The sequence below is a fragment of the Altererythrobacter sp. Root672 genome, from assembly GCF_001427865.1.
Classification (GTDB): Bacteria; Pseudomonadota; Alphaproteobacteria; order Sphingomonadales; family Sphingomonadaceae; genus Croceibacterium_A.
Window position 1 is genome coordinate 2,085,754 of sequence record NZ_LMHH01000001.1, and the last position, 18,298, is coordinate 2,104,051.

Below are 18,298 nucleotides of genomic sequence, written 5' to 3' on the forward strand. Positions count from 1 at the left end.
ATCACAACTCCTCGACAGCTTGCACTCCGAGAAGAGCCAGGCCGTTGCGGACAACCTGCCCGATTTGTGCGGCGAGGAAAAGCCTTGCTGCCGTCAGCTCGCGGTCCTGCGCCACGATGATACGTTTTGCCGGGTCGTCATTGCCCAGGTTCCAGAAGGCATGGAACTCCGCCGCGAGGTCGTAGAGGTAGAAAGCGATCCGGTGCGGCTCGCGGGCCTTGGCAGCAGCTTCGACCTCACGCGGGAACTGCGAGGCGAACTTGACCAGCGCCAGGTCGTCTTCGCCCAGCCTGGCCAGAGCGTCGGCAGAGGGCACGATCCCTTCGGCCCCGGCCTTGCGCAAGGTCGAGTGAATGCGGGCGTGCGCGTACTGCACGTAGAAGACCGGGTTGTCCTTGCTCGCCTCGACCACCTTGGCGAAGTCGAAGTCCATTTGCGCTTCTGGCTTGCGCGTCAGCATGGTGAAGCGGACCACGTCCTTGCCCACTTCCTCGACCATGTCGGCGATGGTGATGAAAGTGCCCGAACGCTTCGACATCTTCACCGGCTCGCCGCCGCGCAGCAGCTGGACCATCTGCACCAGCTTCACGTCGAACGGGATCGGCTTGCCCTCTCCCTCGGACAAAGCCGCGACCGCCGCCTTGATGCGCTTGACGGTGCCAGAGTGGTCGGCGCCCCAGATGTCGATCAGTTCGTCGGCACCCTGGGCCTTCTGCATGTGGTAGGCGAGGTCGGCACCGAAATAGGTCCAGTTGCCGTCGCTCTTCCGGATCGGGCGATCCTGGTCGTCGCCGAAGCGGGTCGAGCGGAACAGCGGCAGTTCGACCGGCTCCCAATCCTCGAGCGTCTTGCCCTTGGGAGCTTCGAGCTGGCCATCGAACACCAGGTCGTGCTCGCGCAGCCAAGCCTCGGCCTGTTCAGGCTTCTTGGCCGCCTGGAGCTCGGCCTCCGACGAGAACACGTCGTGATGGATGCCAAGCAGCGCCAGATCCGCGCGGATCATCTCCATCATCGCGGCAACGGCGCGCTCGCGGAACATGTCCAGCCATTCGCTTTCCGGCGCGGCAACGTAGGCTGGGCCGAACTCCTGGGCGAGCCGTTCGCCGATCGGCTTGAGGTAGTCGCCGGGATAGTAGCCGGCGGGAATCTCGCCGATGTCCTCGCCCAGCGCCTCGCGGTAACGCAGGTGCGCCGAACGAGCCAGGGTCTGGACCTGCGCACCCGCGTCGTTGACGTAGTATTCGCGCACGACCCTGTGCCCGGCGAACTGGAGCAGTGCCGCCAAGGCATCGCCCACAACCGCGCCACGACAGTGGCCCATGTGCATTGGACCGGTGGGATTGGCCGAGACGTACTCGACATTGACCGTACGTCCGGCGCCCATGGTCGAGCGTCCGTAGTCGGCACCCAACTCGGCGATAGCGTGAATTTCGCTCACCCAGTTGGCGGGAGCCAGGCGCAAGTTGATGAAGCCCGGTCCGGCGATCTCGGCGCTCGTCACCAGCGGGTCGCCAGTGAGCTTTGCCACGATGTGCTCTGCCAAGGCGCGCGGGTTGGTCTTCGCTTCCTTGGCGAGCACCATGGCGGCGTTAGTTGCGAGATCGCCGTGCGACGGATCTCGAGGCGGCTCGACGCTCACCGATCCGCGCGAGACGTGCGGCGGTAGCACCGCCTCCTTCTCAAGCGCGGCGAGGGCTGCATCGATCTTGGCCGCAAAGGCGGCGTACAGGGTATGCGACTGGTCCATGGGCCGCGCCGTTAGCCTGTTTGGCCCGCGCGGGGAAGGAGCGGTCTTACCTTACCTGAACAGACTAGCGCGTGGCGTTGTACGCGAGCTGGTCTTCGGTCAGCTGAAAGCCCACCAGGACCTCGAAGCTCGCCTGCGCCAGAGCAGCGCGAACCGCCGGATCGGTCAGCGGGTCGACCGCAGCCTCTTCCTCGCCCGAACGGCGGCGGCGGACGATGCGCTCGCGAACGTCAGGCGCCAGTGTGGCAGCGGCGCGATTGACCACACCACCGGCAGTGGCGGTGGCCTGGGCGCGCTCTTGCCCATCGGCGAAGTTGAGAGTGACCGAACCGACGCGCTTGGCAACGACTGAGTCACCACCGCGCACGACCGTTGAGAAGTAAGGCAGAGTCACCGTGCGAGCGCCGCTCACGTCGCGGCGTTGGGCCAGCACGTCGAACGTCACATTGGCGTAGACGTCAGCCCCGGTGTCATCGCACTGGCTGCGCACGTTGGTGATCGAAGCGGTCATATCGAGCGCATCGAGCGTGCGGGCGGTTTCGGGCGAGAATAGCGTGATGTTGCCGGTGTAGTCAGGGACGCCAACCGCCGGACACACGGACCGGAGCGCGGTGATACCGACACCTTCTTGTACCACGAGATCACCGGTCTTGGCGCAACCGGCCAGGGCGGCTGACGCGACGGTCATGGTAATCAGAGCTGTCCGGAAGCGCATCCCAAATCCTTGTCCCAAAATCTCGGCGCAGGCCCTAGCCCTTTCGCCACGACGCGACAACAGCTAGAGGGGCCCCGATGAACGCGCCCTTTCAGAATGAGGCCACCGGGCCGACTAAAACCGCTGAGGCCAAAGTGCCGCTAACGGTGCTGATCGCCGCCCCGCGCGGCTTCTGCGCCGGTGTCGACCGTGCGATCGAGATAGTCGAGCGCGCGCTCGGTCGGTTTGGTGCCCCGGTCTATGTTCGGCACGAGATTGTGCACAACCGCTTCGTGGTTGAAAGCCTCAAGGCCAAAGGCGCGGTCTTCGTCGAAGAGCTCGACCAGGTGCCCGAAGGTGTTCCGGTGGTCTTCAGCGCGCATGGCGTTCCCAAGTCGGTCCCGGCCGAAGCCGAACGCCGCGAGATGACCTACCTCGACGCCACCTGTCCGCTGGTGAGCAAGGTCCACCGCCAGGCCGAACGCCATTTGGAGGCCAACCGGCACATCATCTTCATCGGCCATCGCGGCCATCCCGAAGCGGTCGGTACTTATGGACAGGTGCCAGAGGGCTCCATGACCGTGATCGAAACGGTCGAGGAAGTCGAAAGCCTCGATTTCCCCGCCGAGGCGCCTCTCGCCTTCCTGACGCAGACGACGCTTTCGGTCGACGACACCGCCCAAGTCGTGGCCGCATTGCGGGCCAAGTATCCGCATATCGTCGGGCCCAAGGCGGAAGACATCTGCTACGCCACTTCCAATCGCCAGGCCGCGGTCAAGGAGATCGCCGGCAAGTGCGAACTGGTGCTGGTGATCGGCTCCCCCAACTCCTCCAATTCGGTGCGGCTGGTCGAAGTCGCCGAGCGCTGCGGCGCCAAGGCACGGCTGATCCAGCGCGCCAGTGAGATCGACGCCTCCTGGCTCGACGGCGTATCGACCCTGGGCTTAACCGCCGGCGCCTCGGCGCCCGAGCCGCTGGTCCTCGAAGTGATCGAGCGGCTCGGCGAGTTGCGGGAAGTGGCGGTGAACGAAGTCGTCACCGCGCAGGAACAGATCGTCTTCAAGCTTCCGCGCCAGTTGATCGACTGACTTCGTGGCCGTCTACACAACGCTTTCGGCCGCCGAACTGGCCGCGCTCATCGCGCAATACGATGTCGGCGAACTCGTGTCGGCCAAGGGCATCGCCGAGGGTGTGTCCAATTCGAACTGGCTGATCGAGACGACCGGGAATAGCGGCCAGGGCGAACGCTTCATCCTGACGATGTACGAAGCCCGCGTCGACGCGGATGACCTGCCGTTCTTCCTCGGCCTGCTCGATCATCTCGCCGCCAAGGGCAGCCCGGTCCCGCGCACGATCCACGACCGCGATGGCGCGGCCTCGCGCTTGGTCCGTGGCAAGGCCGTCGCCCTGATCGAGTTCCTTCCCGGTGTCTCGGTTGACGACCCAAGCGCAGAGCAGGCTCGCGCCGTGGGCGAAGCCCTCGCCGGCATTCACATCGCTTCAGCGGACTTTTCGGGTCAGCGCGCTAACGGCATGTCTCTCCCGCAGTGGCACAAGCTGTTCGCCGATTGTGGCGAGGAAGGTTTGCGCTCGATCGATCCGGAGCTTCCCAACCTCGTCAGGCGCGAGCTGGATTTCCTTTCGGCGAACTGGCCCAAGGACCTGCCCCACTCGGTCATCCACGCCGATCTCTTTCCCGACAACGTGCTGTTGCTGGGCGAGCAGGTTTGCGGGTTGATCGACTTCTATTTCGCCTGCACCGATATCACTGCTTACGACCTGGCAGTGACCCATTCGGCCTGGTGCTTCTCGAAGGACGGCCGTTTCAGGCCGGACATCGCCGAGGCTCTCGTCGCGGGATACGCGGCCCGGCGCACCCTCTCTGCCGCCGAATGGAACGCCTTACCGCTGCTGGCACGCGGAGCTGCGCTGCGGTTCGTCGCCACGCGAGCCTACGATTGGCTCAACACCCCGGCTGACGCCCTGGTGACGCGCAAGGATCCGATGGATTTCGCCCGCAGGCTGTCATTCTACGCCGCGGAAGGCGAGCGAGCCTTCCCGCGCGTCACCGCCTGAGCGAAGACCAAAAGCATGAAACATGTCGACATTTTCACTGACGGTGCCTGCAAGGGCAATCCGGGTCCGGGCGGCTGGGGCGTATTGCTACGCATGGGCCAGCACGAGAAGGAACTGAGCGGCGGCGAGGCGCACACGACCAACAATCGCATGGAGATGACAGCGGTCGTCCGCGGCCTCAAGGCGCTTATCGAACCCTGCGAAGTCACGCTCCATTCGGACAGCCGCTACGTGATCGATGGCATGACCAAGTGGATTCACGGCTGGCAGAAAAAGGGCTGGATCAACGCCAGCAAGAAGCCCGTCCGCAACGAAGACCTATGGCACGAGTTGATCGCGGCAGCCGCGCCGCACCGGATCACCTGGCAGTGGGTCAAGGGACACGACGGCCACGTCGAGAACGAGCGCGTCGATCGTCTGGCGTGTGAGGCTGCGGAGGCGGCGCGGGCTTAAGCCTCCAGGCGCGAACGCGGGCGGACTTTGGATGAGCTGCCGACGAGCTGGAAGTCCGCAATGGGTGGAAAGCGGACCTAGGCTCAGCGCCTTATGATGCCCTTAGCCAGCGCCGCAGCTTCGCACTGATCTCCCGCAGCACACGGTCCATTGATCTGAAGATAATTCGGCCAATCGGGCCGCATTCGTGCGACCACACTCCCACGCTCGTTATCACGACGAAGCTTGGCTTCAGGATCTAAAGGTAGCGATAGGATAGACTCTGCACCTTCACCCTCATCTGGCGCATTGCCTTCGTAGATCACAAACCTCACGCCGTTCCATTCAACGTCGTAGAGATTGAAGTCATGGACTGGCGTTCGCTTGCTGAGCAGGCGTGCATCAGAAGGAAGGCAGAAGCTTTCGCCACAAGCGCCGCCATCGGTTTCTGGGGAGCAGCTCATTAGCGTCGTCGCGAATAGGAGAGCCAGGAGCCGCATCATCCGACCAGCATGCCTGAGAACCGGAAGCGTCCGCAATGGGTCGTTTGCAGTCGGTCCGCTCCGGAGCGGGTCTCGATCTGCAGTTTTGCCCCTCGGAATGACCGACATGGGTGGAAAGCGGACATTTGTTCCGATTGTTTCGAGCCTTCCTCATCCCCCTTTTGGGAGGCGAAATCGTTCCAAAGCTCGAATGGCATCCTCGCGTATTTCCGGAGCCTCAAATCGGCGGTTCCAATCGAAAAAGAGCTGCCACTCCACATCTCGATGGGTGAAAATCATCCCGCAATGATAACGTCTCTGCCAGCTTTGTGTGTTGCAATAAACGGTGCCTGCCGATGACGGAATTACGGCTAATTCATTGAGTTTTTTGAACTCCGTGTAGAGCTTATGTAGTTCTGGGTTTGCATGATACGGCCCTGATGGCTGGTAGTATCCTTCATATATCAACCAGTATGAGTTCCTCGATGTCGGCACTGATACGCGATTGCGTTCTACGACTTCAGACTCATAGCGTATGTAAGGAGTATCCTTCTGCGGGTTCTCGCGTACGACTCCCTGCTCGAGACGGTTAAGTGTCCGGCCCTCGAAAATGAACCCACTTAGATGGTCGCGCGGGAAGCGATACAACGTCCCACCTAACTGAACGTCTACAAACGTCCGACGCTCAGCGCCGCAGCCAGCTGAGAGGCTGAGGAGTATTAGAACCCATGTCGAATGGCGCAACACTCGGAACTTCTGACAAGATGGAATGCTCTGACTCCCCGCCCGTAGGTGGCTTCTGTGTAATTCTCGGGAGTTAAGATCGCCCTCACATCAAAGTCCGCAATGGGTCGTTTGCAGACGGTCCGCTTTCGAACGAGAGCCGGATCGCGCTTTGGCCGATCGGAATGGCCGAGATGGGTGGTTAGCGGACATTCGCACCCGTAAGAGCGTGCGCGCAACGGTCGCCACATGGGGACGAGGGTAATCCCTGATACCCCTCTACGGGCACCAACCATACGGTGAAGCCCGGTCGGGATAAGGAGAGAAGTCATGGTGCTGCGGTTCGCTCTTGGCGCATCAATTGCGCTCGTTCTCGCAGGCTGCCAGACCCCGCCCCCTGCACCGACTCCCAACCCATCAATCGGCGTCGGCAATCCCTATCCTGTCAGCAATTATCAGTGCGGGAACACCCGTCTCGCCGTGCGCCTGATGGGTGAGCGGGCGTCGGTGTCGGTTGACGGTGCCGACGCGATCGACCTCCCCGCCAGCGGGTCTTCCGGCACGACCTTTTCGAACGGGCGCCAGACCCTGATCATAGAGCAGGGCCGCGTGTCCTGGGGCCTCGGCCGTGCTGTCCCGGTCCCCTGCACGGGCGGCTGAACAGAGGCGAGTTCAGCCGTGGCGCGGACGTCCGCAATGGGTCGTTAGCGGTCTCTTGCGTAACGTGGCACCTACCCGCACTGCACGCGGTGCAGCAGCTTGGGGTTGGCCGGCACCAGCGCCGCCATCGCCGCGACCACCGAGGCCGTTCTACCGACCTTCGAAACCTGCTTGCGGTCGGTGAAGGCCGGCGTCATTCTGCGCGAACTGGGGGAGGGTTCATGACCGCATCCGTCGCCGCTGCGACTTTGACGACTGTTGGTAGCCGCTTCAGGCCGTCGTTCTATTTCTGGATGACGCTGGCGATGTGCCTGTTCGTCTTCGCGGGCTTCGGGCTCCACTCCTTCCTGCCCGCTCTCCAGGGCAATTTTCCGCCGGCGCCGCCGATAGTGCACCTGCACGGCGTGGTGTTCGTCACCTGGATGCTGCTGCTGTTGACGCAGTCGGCACTGGTGTGCTCCGGGAACGTGAAGCTGCACCGCGCGCTCGGTACCTGGGGCATCGCACAAGGCACCGCGACCATCCTCATCGGCCTGATGATGCAGCTAATCGCCTCGGGCCGCGGTTATGCCGCCGGGAGACCGGCCGGGACCGACGGGCTCTACCTCGGGCTGCTCGCCTTCCTGGGCTTTGCCCTGATGTTCGCCTTGGCGATCGGCAACCGGACGAGGCCAGACGTCCATCGCCGGATGATTCTCTTCGCCATGCTGCCCGTCATCCCGCCCGGCGTGAACCGCTTCTGGGCCAATGCGCTGGGGCTGGACGATCCGGTGCCGACGTTCTGGCTCTACCTGACGCTGTGGTCGATGGCAGCGGCGATCCTCCTGCAAGAACGCCGCACGACCGGCCGCATTGGCGCCTTGTCGCTGCTCGGCGCGGGCTGGATAGTCGCCGAAGGCGCGCTGCACGAAGCGGTGGTCGGCTCACCCGGTTTCGAGCGTGTCGCCGCCGCAGTTCTGGGGCTGGTCCACTACCGTTAGCTGCGTGGCCCGCCGGGTGGCACGGGGCGGTAGTTGACCGTCGCGATCGTGCCGTCCGGAGCGAGCAAGATCGTGTAGACCGCCGCGCCGTTGGCGAACTCGGCGCGATAGGAGTCGAAATCCCCAAGCGTGACTTCCGTGAAAGTCAGGGAGCGTAGCGGCCCGAGGTCCTTGTATATCTGCTGTAACGTCGGGAGCATGGCGCGCGTCATATCCGCACCCAGCGGCGACATCGTCGAGTAATCGGGAGTCCCCGCCGCGATGTCCGTGATCATCTTGCGCAACGCGGCCTCGGAGCCCGGCTGTGGCGTGGTCCGCAGCTCAGGCGGCTCGTCGGACGTCAGCGCGGCGATGATCCGCCGTTGGATGATCGGAGTCGGCATCGCCTCGCTGTTGGAGATCAAAGCGACGCGCAAGCCGCTGTCGGGCAGCCAGCTCAGCACGCCGCCGAAGCCGTTTATGCCGCCGCCGTGCGTGATCACGCGTTGACCGTCCAGGCGGTCGATCATCACCCCAAACCCGTAGAGCGCGTCGCCCGGCCCCGTCTTGACCGGCGAGCCGATCATCTGCTCGAATGAGGCGGGGCTGATCGCACGCCCGTTGGTCAAGGCGATCTGCCAACGCACCAGGTCACCGGCGCTCGAGACCAGTGCTCCGCCGGCGCCCGGCGTGTTCATGCTGATCGCCGCGTCGTTGGAGTGCGAGAGTGTGTCCGGGTCGAAGGAATAGCCCTGCGCCCGGTGTGGAATAATCGCGGTCTCCGAGCCGTAGCGCGTGTGCGTCAGGCCGAGCGGCGTAAAGAACTCGTCCTGCATGAACGTGGCGTAGGGCCGGCCGCTCGCCTTGGCGACGACCATCCCCAGCAGGTAGTAGTTGGTGTTCGAATAGCGCCAGTTCGTTCCCGGCTCGAAGTCGAACGGCTTGCCGGACACGAGCTGCATCAGCTCGGCGTCGCTCAGGTTGAGCGGCGACAGCTTCGGGAAGAAGCCGGGTTGCATCGTGTATTCGGGGATGCCCGAGGTGTGGTTGAGCAACTCGCGGATCGTCACCACGCGGCCGCCGGTGTCGAAATCGGGCACGTATCGGCTCATCGGATCATCGAGGGCGAGCTTGCCCTGCTCCGCAAGCTTCAGGATGGCCGCGGCGGTGAACTGCTTGGTCATCGAGCCGATGCGGAAAGACGTGCTCGCATCGACCGGCGCGTTCCATTCGAGGTCTGCGATGCCGTAGCCGCGATCCACGATCAGCTGGTCGCCGCGCGCCACCGCCACCGACAGGCCGACGAACTCTGGGCGGGTCCTGATTTCGTCGATCACTGCGCCGACACGGCGCTCCACCTCGGCATCGCTGAGCCTGGCGAAGACCTGCGCTTCAGGGGAAGGCGCGGCTTGCTGCGCCTGCAACGACACCTGAGCTTGCGCGGGCAGACTCGCGACCAGAGCGCCGGCCGCCAGCGCCATCGAGAAACCGCTCACCCTCATCCCAGTCGTCCCCTTCATCAATCTCGAGCACCACCAGCCGGCCGGGCCAGCGCGATGGCGCGCATTGCGAGCGCCGTGAGCGCCCCTCTGTCGACGTCCGCAGCGGTGTTATTCCAGCTCAGTGTCACCGCATGCCATTGGCCGGCCTGCTCCTGCAGCAGCCAGCTCAAGTTGAGCACACCGGGCTCCGATCCGCCCTTGAAGCCGATATACTGCCAGCCCCCGCTCAGGTTATCCGGGACAGAGGTGCTGACCGCCATGATCTCGCGCGCCGTGGGATCGTCGAGTTCGCGGATGCGGCGCATGAGATTGGCCATGTCCTCGCCCGACACCAGCCATTCGATATCGATGGCTTTGGGTGGGCCGGTGAAGGTCGTCATGAATTCGAACATGTCGATTTTGCTATCGGCGGTGGCCTTGAGCACGGCTAGGCGACCGGCCGCGTCGGCGGCTCGATAGGCTTCGACATCGCCATTGACCTTCAGAGCAATCATCTCGCGCGTCGACATGAAGGGAACCAGCAGGGCGGGATCGGAATGTCCCGACGCGGCGACCTCCGCCTCCACTGCGCCGCGCCCGACGGCCGACAGCAAATTGTCGGTGGCGGTGTTGTCGCTGACCGAGATCATTAGCGTGGCGAGGGTGTGCAGCGTGACCGGCGCCCCCTCCGGCCAGTCCCTCGAAGCGCCGGAAGGATGGGTTATGGTGGTGATCGGGACGACATCGCCCCAGCTTCGCTTTCCTGCAGCAACTTGGCGGGCGAGCGTGGAAAGGACGTAGAGCTTGAAGGCAGATCCGATGCCGAGATGCTGGTCGGCATTGTACGACAGCAAAGGCTCGCCACCGTCGAGCGGGGTGACGAGGATCGATGTTTCGCCCGGCAATGCCTGGATATCGGCCAGCAGCTTCTCGGTGCTGTCATCGGCCGGGGCGACGTTGTTCACGAGAATGCCGGCGACGCGGTAGGGAGGCTTACCGGCAAGGTTGAACACCCCCGAAGCGATCCCGCGCTCGAACCGGATGGCGATATTCGCAGCGGTTGGCGACGTCGGTTCGACCGATTCCAGCCCAACTACCGGGCCGTATTTGCCCTTAGCCTGATCGAAGATCGCGGAAAACTGCTCCTGCGAAACCCGCGAGGTGAAGGCTTCGTCGAACACGTCCGTGTAGATCGCCTCTCCCTGCAACACCTCCACGATTTCCCTGGCGCGCTGCTCGACATCCTGTGCGGCGGCGGCAAGGGGCGTGGCGATAAGAACGAGTGCGGCAATGGCGCGATGAACGACCCCGATCGCGCGCGAGATTCCGACGTCGGTCACTTGGTGACGGGCCCTAAGCCCGCCTCTTGCGCCGATTTCGGCAGGGCATCGGACTCGCGGGGCGGTATTCGAAGTTCAAACACGACCACTTCGGCATCGTCGCCTGACGCGAACTGCGCAGAGGCCGAGGAAGCGGCCGCTCTATCGGTGAACTGCAAGGTCATCAGCGGCGCCGTCAGGGCGGCCGCGCCGATGGCCATGGCCGCGGCCCAGCTAGTTCCGCTGGCCGACCGGCTCAAGCCGCGGTCGAGCACCCGCCGGACACGCTGGGCGAGCGAGTTTCGCGAGGGCGCGACGCCGTGGGCTCCGGACAGCAGGCCGTTGCTGTGCAGTCGGGCGGCGCTGACCAGCAAGCTCGCATAAACCGTGTCCTCGACGTCCGCGGCCAGCACTGCGTCGTCGGCCGCTTCCTCGCGCAACTGGTGCGCCTCTCGCGCCAACAGCCAGGCAAAGGGATTGAACCAGAATAACGCCACGCTCACGCGGGCAAGCACCAGCTTGGCCCAGTCCGCCCGCGCGAGGTGTGCCAGCTCGTGCGCCACGATGGCGTCGGCGTCCGCGGGCGCGTCGACGGCATCGGTGTTGAGTAGGATCTTGGGCCCGTGCACCCCCCAGCTTACCGGAGAGGCGATCTCGTGGCTGGCCAACAATGCGATGCTCTTTGTGAAACCGATCCGCAGCCGGGCCCGGGCGAGCGCCTGAAGCCAGTGATCGTCGGTCACGGCGCGAGCCCGCGCCGTCAGCAGCACCAGCCGCAGCAACGCCAGCAGCGTGCGGGCGATGAGGAACAGAGCGATCACGGCATAGGCCAGCAGCAGCCAGTCCGCCGCTGGCTGCGCCCATCCCGGCTCTGCAACAGGGGTGTGGACCGCAGGCGCGATCGGTGCGGCCCTCGCTGTACCGGAGCTTGCCGTCGCGGCCTCGGCCAGGACAGAGGCGTAGGAGGTCGGCACCTCCAGCGGCGGAAACAGCAACGATCCCAGCGGCAGCGCAGCGAGCGCCGCCAAGCCGAGATGCGCGATCCAGCTCCGATCCGAAGCCGAGCGGCCGCGCATGAACCGTAGTACCAGCAGGGTTCCGCCGGCGATCACGACCGACTTCGCGGTGAAGAGAACGATCATCACTTGCCCTCCTCGCGTTTGGCGGCGCGGGCCTGGGCGATCAGCGCTTCAAGCTCGTCGAGCTCGGTCTCGTCGAGCCGATCGGACATGCCGAGCAGCGCTGTCGCGGCGCCCGCGGGGGAGCCGTGGAAGAACACCCTCACCAGATCCTTGAGCGCGGTCTTGCGCGCCTGGCTATCGGGCACGGCAGGTCGGTAGAGATGGCCTTTCGAGCTCTCGGTGCGGCGAACGAAGCCCTTGTGCTCGAGCCGGCTGAGCATCGTCCGGATGGCCGAGCCGCTGAGTTGCCCAGGTAGTGCTTCTGAAATCTCCGCCACGGTCAGGTCGCCCCGCTCGTAGAGCAGGTCGACGATCTCGCGTTCGCGCGGGGGCAACTTCTTCAACATCGGCCCCTCCACCTTCGCTGCTACATTTGTAGCGTGCCACATTTGTAGCGCGTCTGCAATGGGGATTTGGCGCACGTCCTGGACTGCCCATCGACTGCTCTTGGCTAGCGGGTGCGGCTAGTTGGGTGCCCTAGATGGGCGCAGACTGGACCAGCAGCGTCTGGCCGAACGCAGACCGTCGGCTTTCGGGTCGGACCAGGCCGAATACCGCCGATCCGCTTTTCACCTCTTCAACTCTTTATGAAGTCCGCAATGGGTGGAAAGCGGACGTTAGCTCGCAAGGTTATCGTGGTCGCCTCACACTGCTCCCAAGTCGCCGACGCGCCGCCACCTTAGCCAGACGGCAGTAATGAGCACTGTCACGCCTCCACCGGCGAGCAGACTGAGGAACACCGCGCGGGCGGGAGGCTCTGGCACAACTCCGCCCGCAACCAGAAACAGCCATGAAGTCGCGCCGAATATGGTCACGACGAAGCTGACTGCCCAAGCGTCCACGACGATACGACGAAAGACTTCGTCCAACATTCGCAGGGCGAACCGCATTGTTACTAGCGTCAGCAGTGGGAGCAGAACGGCCCCAGCCACGCCAGCCTCGGGCGTAAAGGGCGGAAATCCGTCGACAGGATCGCGCCTGCCCGACATCAGCCCGACCATTAATGCGGTCGCCGCGAGAGCGTAAATTCCCTGGAATACCAGCAACCGCTTTTTCGATGCCCTATCTGCGCGAACGCCAGGTCCCTCTGCGTCAGTCATGGTCGTCTTTCCCGTCATCGAAAATCTCCTCGATGGGCTGCTTGAACAGCCGAGCAATCTTGAACGCGAGGGGGAGAGAAGGATCGTGCTTGCCCGATTCGATCGCAATGATGGCGTGGCGCGAAACACCCAGACGCCCGCCAAGCTCGGCCTGGCTCCAGTCTCGCTCCGCTCGCAACACCTTCAATCGGTTCTTCACACACTCAACTCATGTTACGATTCCCTACCCAAAAGGTAGGTATACCTAACATAATAATGTGTCAACAGTACTCTACTTTATGGTATGTAAACATCACATAGAGCTATGTCCGCATTGGGTCTTGTGCAGACAGCCCGCTTTGGGTTGAGCGGCGACTTGCCCTCAAGCCGCACGGAGTTACCGCAACGGCGGAAGGCAGACGTTAGCATCCGACCCTTTGAAAACACTGCCACGTTCCGAAACTCGCCGCGGTTTCTCACGGGAATAGAAAAAGGGGCTCAGTGTTACTATTCTTCCGGAACCACTTATCTGGCCCTATTCGCTTCGACGAGGGAATCCCAAGCTGCCCATTCGATAGCGCGTCCAGGATAAGCAACTTTTCCGAATGGCCATTCTGCTTGCACCCATTTGGTCACCCACTGGTATATTTCGGCGTCGAAGCCCGCGTCATATTCGGCTTTGGTTACCCAGATCGTGACCTCGGCATCGTAGCCTTCAACGGTACTTGGATGAACGTAAACACACCCACGCTCGCGACGTCCATCCGGGGTCAGTACGGCATAGGCAAATGATTTGCGGTTCTTAAATCTGCCGTCTTCGGTTTCCATATCTCGCATGGCATCAGCCGCGGATATGTCTTTGTGAGGCCAGTCGGTGCTGCGAGTGAAAGTCTTCTGCAGGTGTTCGATGGATGACATGTAGGCGGCAAAATCAAGATCCACCAATTCGGGCCCTAATGGCACGATTTTGAAGCCGGCCGTTTCAACCAGTATCGGAACACTAAAATCCGCCGGGACGAATGACGATACTGGTCCTGCTTCGGACATCACTACGGGCGCAGTTTCTGTGACCTCCGCCGCGGTTGTGCTTGACGCAGTTTCCTCCGCCAAGGCCGGTGAGTGGGCCATGGTTAGAACCGCCAAAGTTAGACCTGCGCCGGTGATCCTCAGTTTCAATCTGCTTACTCCCTGAGACTGAGCGGCCTCCGCAGCGCACGGGCGCGGGGTCAGGTCGCGGACCGGTTAACGCAATCGATTATTCGGCAGGTACGGCGGTGTGCGTCTGCTGCTGGCGCCGTTGGAAGAAGGCCTTGGCCGGCTTACAACGGATAGTCATCGCCTCGTGGATCGACATCTTCCGTCCACCTTCCATGCCCAGCAGTTCAGGCTCGCCATTGACGCGTGTGCCGAACGTCGGGTCGATGATGGTCCAACATGGCGCACGCTACGATGCCTGGCGGCAGACTATCGATATTAACAAACGCGTCAAGCGTAATAATGCCAGCGCCATCAAGTGTCCGCAGTGGGTCGTTTGCAGACCGCCCGCTCTTACCCACGATATAACTGCCTTCTCAGCATTGATGCCGTCCGTAGAGTTTTCGAGCAGAGCTAGCCCAGCCGCCGCGGTGAATAGAGCTCCGCGTCGAGCGCCTCGGTCATCTCATCACGCGGCAGGCCCAACAGGAGTTGCGCTCCAAGACGCGCGGCCGCGGGGGCGGTCTGGATGCCGAACCCGCCTTGTCCGGCGAACCAGAAGAACCCGTCCCGCGCCCCGTCAAAGCCATAGACCGGCATGCGATCGGGAGCGAAGCTCCGCAGCCCCGCCCACTTGCGTTCCACCGCCGCAACCCGCCAATCGACCACTCCTTCGAACCGATCGATCGCAATGGCCACGTCGAGTTCTTCAGGCGCTACGTCGGACGCCGGATTGGGCGTCTCATCATGCGGGCTGAGCCACAGCCGGCCATGCTCCGGCTTGAAGTAGAACTGCCCGGAGATGTCGAGCACCAGCGGCAAATCCGTTGGCGGCGGCGGATCGGTGCGGAGCTGGATTACCGTGCGGCGGAACGGGGTAATGCCCAAGGCTCGCGCGCCTGCCAGTCCCGCGACCCGATCAGCCCAGGCGCCCGCTGCGTTCACCAGCACCTTCGCATGAGCTTCGCCGCTTCGCCCGAAGGAGAGCCGCCAACCATCGCCTTCGCGCTCGGCACTCTCCAGCGCACAGGATGTTCGCAACTCAGCTCCGGCTTTCCGGGCGAGAGCTAGGTAGTGCTGGTGCAACCCTGCGACATCGATGTCAGCGCATGCAGGCTCGGATACGGCGAACGTCCATTCCGGCCGCAATCCAGCCATCCGTTCTTCCAGCGACGAACGGCCGAGCTTCTCGATGTGGACTCCCGTTCCTCCAAATCGCTCCATGAACGCGTCGATCGCCGGTTCATCTTCAGCGCGTCCAAGATAGAGCGCGCCCCTTGGCGAGAGCATGTCGTGCTGGCGCAAGTACTTGCCGGACGCCAGCGTCAGGGGGACAACCCCGGGGCCGCCATAACACTCTTCCCAGAACGCAGCGGAGCGGCCGGTCGCATGATAGCCCGGCATGGTCTCTGCTTCAGCCACCAGCACTTTGGCATGGGGCGCGAGCTCGGCGGCAATGCTTGCTCCGGCCATTCCCGCACCGATCACGGCAATATCGAAACTGGTATTCACGTCGTTGAAACTTCCTCGAGAAAGGCGTCGATCCCGGCGAGAGCCCGCTGGCGGACGGGGTCGGCCTCGCGAAGGATTTCATGCCTCGCCTCGGGTCCGAACCACAGAGTCTGGGCTCGAGGCAGTCGTGTCGCCGCATGGTGGATCGCGCGCGATCCGACAAGCCGATCCGCGCGCGTCGCGACAATGTAGACGGGCGTGTCCACGGCTTCGAGAGTGCCTGGACGGTTCAACTGCCTGATCGATGCGAGTGAACTGGCGACCCATCCCCAGCTACCGGTACCCATGACCAGCTCGGGCCGCTCTTGCCGCCACCATAGCTCGTCGGCGTAACGTTCATCGTGATGCGTCAGAAGGGCCTGTCGGCCTGCGGGCACTGCCCCCGGAACCTCGCTCCATTTCCAGGCCGGCCGACGCGGGTCCCCGAGCGATGCCATGAAACGAGCGAAGGCGTGCTTGAACGCCGGGGGCAATGCCTCGGGCGAAACGTCGAGCATTGGAGCGACCAGGACCAGGGCATCGGGGGCAGGAGCCAGCGCTCTTTCGGCGACGACCCGCAGCGCGAGATGGCCGCCCATCGAATGGCCAATGAGCACCAACGGGCCTTTCCTGTCCTGCGACCACTCTTTCCAGAAGGCCGACAAGTCGGCGGTCCACTCCGTGAACTCACCTATATGTCCGGTGACCTCGTCTAGTCCAAAGCGGCCCGACCCGGCCTGACCGCGCCAATCAGCGGCGGTCACGCCCCAACCCTGGCCATGCCAGTGATCAAGCACCTCGAGGTACTTTTCATATGCGTCACCGCGACCTGGCATGAACAACAGCGATCCACGCGCCGTTGACGGCTGCGGCCAGTCGATCCGGCGAATCAGATGTCCATCCGGCGCTGACCAACGGCTTTCGATTGTGCCCGATGGAATGGCACGGCGATTGAATACCTTGGCCGTCAAGTTGGTTACTTGGCTAACTCCGGCCTCCCGCCAGTGGTTACTTTTTAGTAAGTCATCTGCGCTAGCACCAGAAAGCCGCATTGGGGATTTCCCCGGCGAGATGGGGTTTCGATGCTAGACGATCCATTCCGGTACGGGCTGCTTGCCGCTTTGGCAATTGCGCTGCTGACCGCCGCATTTACCGATCTGCGCAGCCGCAAGATCGCGAACTGGCTCAACGCCAGCATCGCTCTGGCGGCACCGTTGTTCTGGTGGGCGAGTGGCATGGATCTGTGGCCCGACGTGGCGATGCAGCTTGGCCTGGCTCTGCTCACCTTTGCCGTTCTTTGTGGTCTGTTCGCGCTCGGTCAGATGGGAGGTGGCGACATCAAGCTGCTGACCGCGCTGGCGTTGTGGATCGCTCCGCTCCCGTTCCTGCAGCTCCTGGTTCTGATGGCGCTGATCGGGGGCTTACTGACGATTGTTTTCGGTGCCTGGCATCTGATGCGCCGCCAGCGTGACAAGATGGCGATTCCATACGGATTGGCGATCGCTGCGGCGGGGCTGTGGATCCTCGGCACCACCTACCTGCCGGTGGCCACCGCCACCGCTGGAACCTGATCTTAACCATTCCAAACCTACAACGTCCGCAATCAATTTTCTTGGACCCTTAAGAAGGCAACACGCATCATGGACAGGAAGAAGCTGGTTCTGCTGCTTGGGGCGCTGATCGTCGCGATCGGTACCGCTTTCGCCGCCCGTAGCATGCTGACGGGGGCGGCCGCCCCGCAAGTGGACGCCGCCGCGCTGCCCGCGCAGCCCGAGGGTCCGAAGGTCCTGGTCGCCAAGCGGGCACTTCCCGTCGGCACGATCATCACTGCAGATGCTGTGGGCTTTCAGCTCTGGCCGCAGGAGATGGTTCAGGACGCCTACTTCCTCGACGGCGAAGCCGACATGGCCAAGCTCATCGGCACGGTCGTCCGCAATCCGATCACGGCTGGCGAGCCGGTCACTCAGGGCTCGCTGGTTAGCCCTGGCGATCGTGGCTTCCTAGCCGCTGCTCTTGGACCGGGCATGCGTGCGGTAACTGTTCCGGTTTCGGCTCAGACCGGCGTCGGCGGCTTCATCTTCCCGGGCGACCGGGTCGACCTGATGCTGACCCAGGCCGTCTCAGGGGATGGGCAAGAGCTCAAGGCCACCGAGACCATTCTGCGCAACCTGCGCGTCCTGGCGACTGACAAGTTCACCGAAACCGAGACCACGCCTGACGGCAAGACCGTCGTGCGCAATGTCAGCACGGTGACGCTCGAAGTTACGCCCAAGATCGCCGAGAAGATCTCGGTCGCGCAGACGGTCGGCACGCTCAGCCTGTCGCTTCGCTCGATCGCCGACAACCAGAGCGAGCTCGAACGTGCAGTCGCCTCCGGTGCCGTTGATCTGCCCGAAGGCGCCACGAAGGAGCAGGAAGAAAAGCTCCTGCGCCAGGCCATGGCGCGTCCGCAGGACGGTGCTTCCACCTTTGTAACCGGTGGCGACGTATCGCGCTTCCAGCGCAGTTCGATGCCGGTCCTGTCCCAGGCAGCCCCGGCTCAGTCCGGTGGGCAACCGGTTGCTGCTGGACCTGCGGTTCCGTCGGGCCCGACGGTCCGTGTGACCCGCGGCAAAGACACCACGGTTGAATCGGTCAATCGAGGCGCTGGCGCGCTGCTCGACCGCACCGGCCAAGGCGCACGCGCAGTCGGACGGACAGCGCCCACCGCCCTGACAACCCTAAGGTAATTTCATGACACTCGAAGCGGGCAACCTCAGCCGAAACAAGGCAAGCGAGAA

20 protein-coding genes are annotated in these 18,298 nt (G+C 63.4%); 7 read left to right on the top strand and 13 right to left on the bottom strand.

Annotated elements, in window-relative coordinates:
- Window position 1: 1 nt before the first annotated feature.
- Both argS and ASD76_RS10105 read right to left on the bottom strand, forming a co-directional pair.
- Window positions 2-1,747 carry an arginine--tRNA ligase gene (gene argS / locus ASD76_RS10100; RefSeq protein WP_055922005.1) on the bottom strand — a complete coding sequence of 582 codons (1,746 nt, stop codon included), beginning with the start codon at window positions 1,745-1,747 and terminating at the stop codon, window positions 2-4.
- A 64-nt stretch (window positions 1,748-1,811) separates the two neighbouring features.
- Window positions 1,812-2,462 carry a hypothetical protein gene (locus ASD76_RS10105; RefSeq protein WP_055922008.1) on the bottom strand — a complete coding sequence of 217 codons (651 nt, stop codon included), beginning with the start codon at window positions 2,460-2,462 and terminating at the stop codon, window positions 1,812-1,814.
- 77 nt (window positions 2,463-2,539) lie between these two features.
- Between ASD76_RS10105 and ispH the strand changes: the two genes are divergently transcribed.
- Genes ispH through rnhA form a run of 3 tightly spaced genes read left to right on the top strand, consistent with a single transcriptional unit; the run spans window position 2,540 to window position 4,970 of the window.
- A complete protein-coding gene (ispH, locus tag ASD76_RS10110) occupies window positions 2,540-3,529 on the top strand; it encodes a 4-hydroxy-3-methylbut-2-enyl diphosphate reductase (protein ID WP_055922011.1) in 990 nt (329 codons plus the stop codon).
- Between the two features lie 4 nt (window positions 3,530-3,533).
- The gene (thrB, locus tag ASD76_RS10115; RefSeq protein WP_055922015.1) at window positions 3,534-4,517 is read left to right on the top strand and encodes a homoserine kinase; all 984 of its coding nucleotides are present in this window, start codon (window positions 3,534-3,536) and stop codon (window positions 4,515-4,517) included.
- 15 nt (window positions 4,518-4,532) lie between these two features.
- Window positions 4,533-4,970, top strand: coding sequence for a ribonuclease HI (gene rnhA, locus ASD76_RS10120; protein ID WP_055922017.1), 438 nt, complete (start codon window positions 4,533-4,535; stop codon window positions 4,968-4,970).
- A gap of 83 nt (window positions 4,971-5,053) precedes the next feature.
- Here the strand turns inward: rnhA and ASD76_RS18260 are convergent, their stop codons facing one another.
- Window positions 5,054-5,452 (bottom strand): hypothetical protein, encoded by a 399-nt coding sequence (locus ASD76_RS18260; RefSeq protein WP_156457635.1) that lies wholly within the window; start codon window positions 5,450-5,452, stop codon window positions 5,054-5,056.
- A gap of 1,032 nt (window positions 5,453-6,484) precedes the next feature.
- Between ASD76_RS18260 and ASD76_RS10125 the strand changes: the two genes are divergently transcribed.
- Window positions 6,485-6,814, top strand: a complete 330-nt coding sequence (locus ASD76_RS10125; protein WP_055922020.1) for a hypothetical protein — start codon at window positions 6,485-6,487, stop codon at window positions 6,812-6,814.
- Window positions 6,815-6,885: 71 nt separating this feature from the next.
- Here ASD76_RS10125 and ASD76_RS18760 read toward each other — a convergent pair whose 3' ends face one another.
- Window positions 6,886-7,011 (bottom strand): hypothetical protein, encoded by a 126-nt coding sequence (locus tag ASD76_RS18760; protein WP_268760322.1) that lies wholly within the window; start codon window positions 7,009-7,011, stop codon window positions 6,886-6,888.
- 24 nt (window positions 7,012-7,035) lie between these two features.
- Between ASD76_RS18760 and ASD76_RS10130 the strand changes: the two genes are divergently transcribed.
- The gene (locus ASD76_RS10130; protein WP_055922023.1) at window positions 7,036-7,794 is read left to right on the top strand and encodes a hypothetical protein; all 759 of its coding nucleotides are present in this window, start codon (window positions 7,036-7,038) and stop codon (window positions 7,792-7,794) included.
- On the opposite strand, the gene ASD76_RS10135 is transcribed toward ASD76_RS10130, so the two are convergent.
- From ASD76_RS10135 to ASD76_RS10175, 9 genes are all read right to left on the bottom strand, one after another.
- Complete coding sequence (locus tag ASD76_RS10135) at window positions 7,791-9,293, bottom strand: serine hydrolase domain-containing protein (protein ID WP_055922026.1); 1,503 nt, start codon at window positions 9,291-9,293, stop codon at window positions 7,791-7,793. The genes ASD76_RS10130 and ASD76_RS10135 overlap by 4 nt on opposite strands.
- Complete coding sequence (locus tag ASD76_RS10140; protein ID WP_055922030.1) at window positions 9,293-10,594, bottom strand: serine hydrolase; 1,302 nt, start codon at window positions 10,592-10,594, stop codon at window positions 9,293-9,295. The genes ASD76_RS10135 and ASD76_RS10140 overlap by 1 nt, the downstream gene beginning before the upstream one ends.
- The gene (locus ASD76_RS10145) at window positions 10,591-11,715 is read right to left on the bottom strand and encodes a M56 family metallopeptidase (RefSeq protein WP_156457636.1); all 1,125 of its coding nucleotides are present in this window, start codon (window positions 11,713-11,715) and stop codon (window positions 10,591-10,593) included. The genes ASD76_RS10140 and ASD76_RS10145 overlap by 4 nt, the downstream gene beginning before the upstream one ends.
- The gene (locus tag ASD76_RS10150; protein WP_055923154.1) at window positions 11,715-12,101 is read right to left on the bottom strand and encodes a BlaI/MecI/CopY family transcriptional regulator; all 387 of its coding nucleotides are present in this window, start codon (window positions 12,099-12,101) and stop codon (window positions 11,715-11,717) included. The genes ASD76_RS10145 and ASD76_RS10150 overlap by 1 nt, the downstream gene beginning before the upstream one ends.
- 297 nt (window positions 12,102-12,398) lie before the next feature.
- On the bottom strand, window positions 12,399-12,854 hold the full coding sequence (locus tag ASD76_RS10155) for a hypothetical protein (protein WP_055922037.1): 456 nt from the start codon (window positions 12,852-12,854) through the stop codon (window positions 12,399-12,401).
- Window positions 12,847-13,053: a helix-turn-helix transcriptional regulator gene (locus ASD76_RS10160; RefSeq protein WP_055922040.1), complete on the bottom strand. Its 207-nt coding sequence runs from the start codon at window positions 13,051-13,053 to the stop codon at window positions 12,847-12,849. Before ASD76_RS10160 ends, ASD76_RS10155 begins: the two co-directional genes overlap by 8 nt.
- Window positions 13,054-13,358: 305 nt before the next feature.
- Window positions 13,359-14,009: a hypothetical protein gene (locus tag ASD76_RS10165; RefSeq protein WP_055922044.1), complete on the bottom strand. Its 651-nt coding sequence runs from the start codon at window positions 14,007-14,009 to the stop codon at window positions 13,359-13,361.
- Window positions 14,010-14,441: 432 nt separating this feature from the next.
- On the bottom strand, window positions 14,442-15,539 hold the full coding sequence (locus tag ASD76_RS10170; RefSeq protein WP_055922048.1) for an NAD(P)/FAD-dependent oxidoreductase: 1,098 nt from the start codon (window positions 15,537-15,539) through the stop codon (window positions 14,442-14,444).
- Entirely contained in the window at window positions 15,536-16,570 is a 1,035-nt protein-coding gene (locus ASD76_RS10175) for an alpha/beta hydrolase (protein ID WP_082553718.1), read from the bottom strand. Before ASD76_RS10175 ends, ASD76_RS10170 begins: the two co-directional genes overlap by 4 nt.
- Window positions 16,571-16,600: 30 nt before the next feature.
- Here ASD76_RS10175 and ASD76_RS10180 point away from each other — a divergent pair, with 30 nt between their 5' ends.
- Together ASD76_RS10180 and cpaB are read left to right on the top strand one after the other, a co-directional pair.
- Window positions 16,601-17,089 (top strand): prepilin peptidase, encoded by a 489-nt coding sequence (locus ASD76_RS10180; protein ID WP_055922054.1) that lies wholly within the window; start codon window positions 16,601-16,603, stop codon window positions 17,087-17,089.
- 69 nt (window positions 17,090-17,158) lie between these two features.
- Window positions 17,159-18,247, top strand: coding sequence for a Flp pilus assembly protein CpaB (gene cpaB, locus ASD76_RS10185; RefSeq protein WP_055922057.1), 1,089 nt, complete (start codon window positions 17,159-17,161; stop codon window positions 18,245-18,247).
- Window positions 18,248-18,298: the final 51 nt, after the last annotated feature.

What these genes read in the sequence shown, in the direction of transcription:
- argS (WP_055922005.1), bottom strand. Translation starts at nt 1,747, where the DNA reads ATGGACCAGTCGCATACCCTGTACGCCGCCTTTGCGGCCAAGATCGAT.
- ASD76_RS10105 (WP_055922008.1), bottom strand. Translation starts at nt 2,462, where the DNA reads ATGCGCTTCCGGACAGCTCTGATTACCATGACCGTCGCGTCAGCCGCC.
- ispH (WP_055922011.1), top strand. Translation starts at nt 2,540, where the DNA reads ATGAACGCGCCCTTTCAGAATGAGGCCACCGGGCCGACTAAAACCGCT.
- rnhA (WP_055922017.1), top strand. Translation starts at nt 4,533, where the DNA reads ATGAAACATGTCGACATTTTCACTGACGGTGCCTGCAAGGGCAATCCG.
- ASD76_RS18260 (WP_156457635.1), bottom strand. Translation starts at nt 5,452, where the DNA reads ATGATGCGGCTCCTGGCTCTCCTATTCGCGACGACGCTAATGAGCTGC.
- ASD76_RS10125 (WP_055922020.1), top strand. Translation starts at nt 6,485, where the DNA reads ATGGTGCTGCGGTTCGCTCTTGGCGCATCAATTGCGCTCGTTCTCGCA.
- ASD76_RS18760 (WP_268760322.1), bottom strand. Translation starts at nt 7,011, where the DNA reads ATGACGCCGGCCTTCACCGACCGCAAGCAGGTTTCGAAGGTCGGTAGA.
- ASD76_RS10130 (WP_055922023.1), top strand. Translation starts at nt 7,036, where the DNA reads ATGACCGCATCCGTCGCCGCTGCGACTTTGACGACTGTTGGTAGCCGC.
- ASD76_RS10135 (WP_055922026.1), bottom strand. Translation starts at nt 9,293, where the DNA reads ATGAAGGGGACGACTGGGATGAGGGTGAGCGGTTTCTCGATGGCGCTG.
- ASD76_RS10145 (WP_156457636.1), bottom strand. Translation starts at nt 11,715, where the DNA reads ATGATCGTTCTCTTCACCGCGAAGTCGGTCGTGATCGCCGGCGGAACC.
- ASD76_RS10150 (WP_055923154.1), bottom strand. Translation starts at nt 12,101, where the DNA reads ATGTTGAAGAAGTTGCCCCCGCGCGAACGCGAGATCGTCGACCTGCTC.
- ASD76_RS10155 (WP_055922037.1), bottom strand. Translation starts at nt 12,854, where the DNA reads ATGACTGACGCAGAGGGACCTGGCGTTCGCGCAGATAGGGCATCGAAA.
- ASD76_RS10175 (WP_082553718.1), bottom strand. Translation starts at nt 16,570, where the DNA reads ATGCGGCTTTCTGGTGCTAGCGCAGATGACTTACTAAAAAGTAACCAC.
- ASD76_RS10180 (WP_055922054.1), top strand. Translation starts at nt 16,601, where the DNA reads ATGCTAGACGATCCATTCCGGTACGGGCTGCTTGCCGCTTTGGCAATT.
- cpaB (WP_055922057.1), top strand. Translation starts at nt 17,159, where the DNA reads ATGGACAGGAAGAAGCTGGTTCTGCTGCTTGGGGCGCTGATCGTCGCG.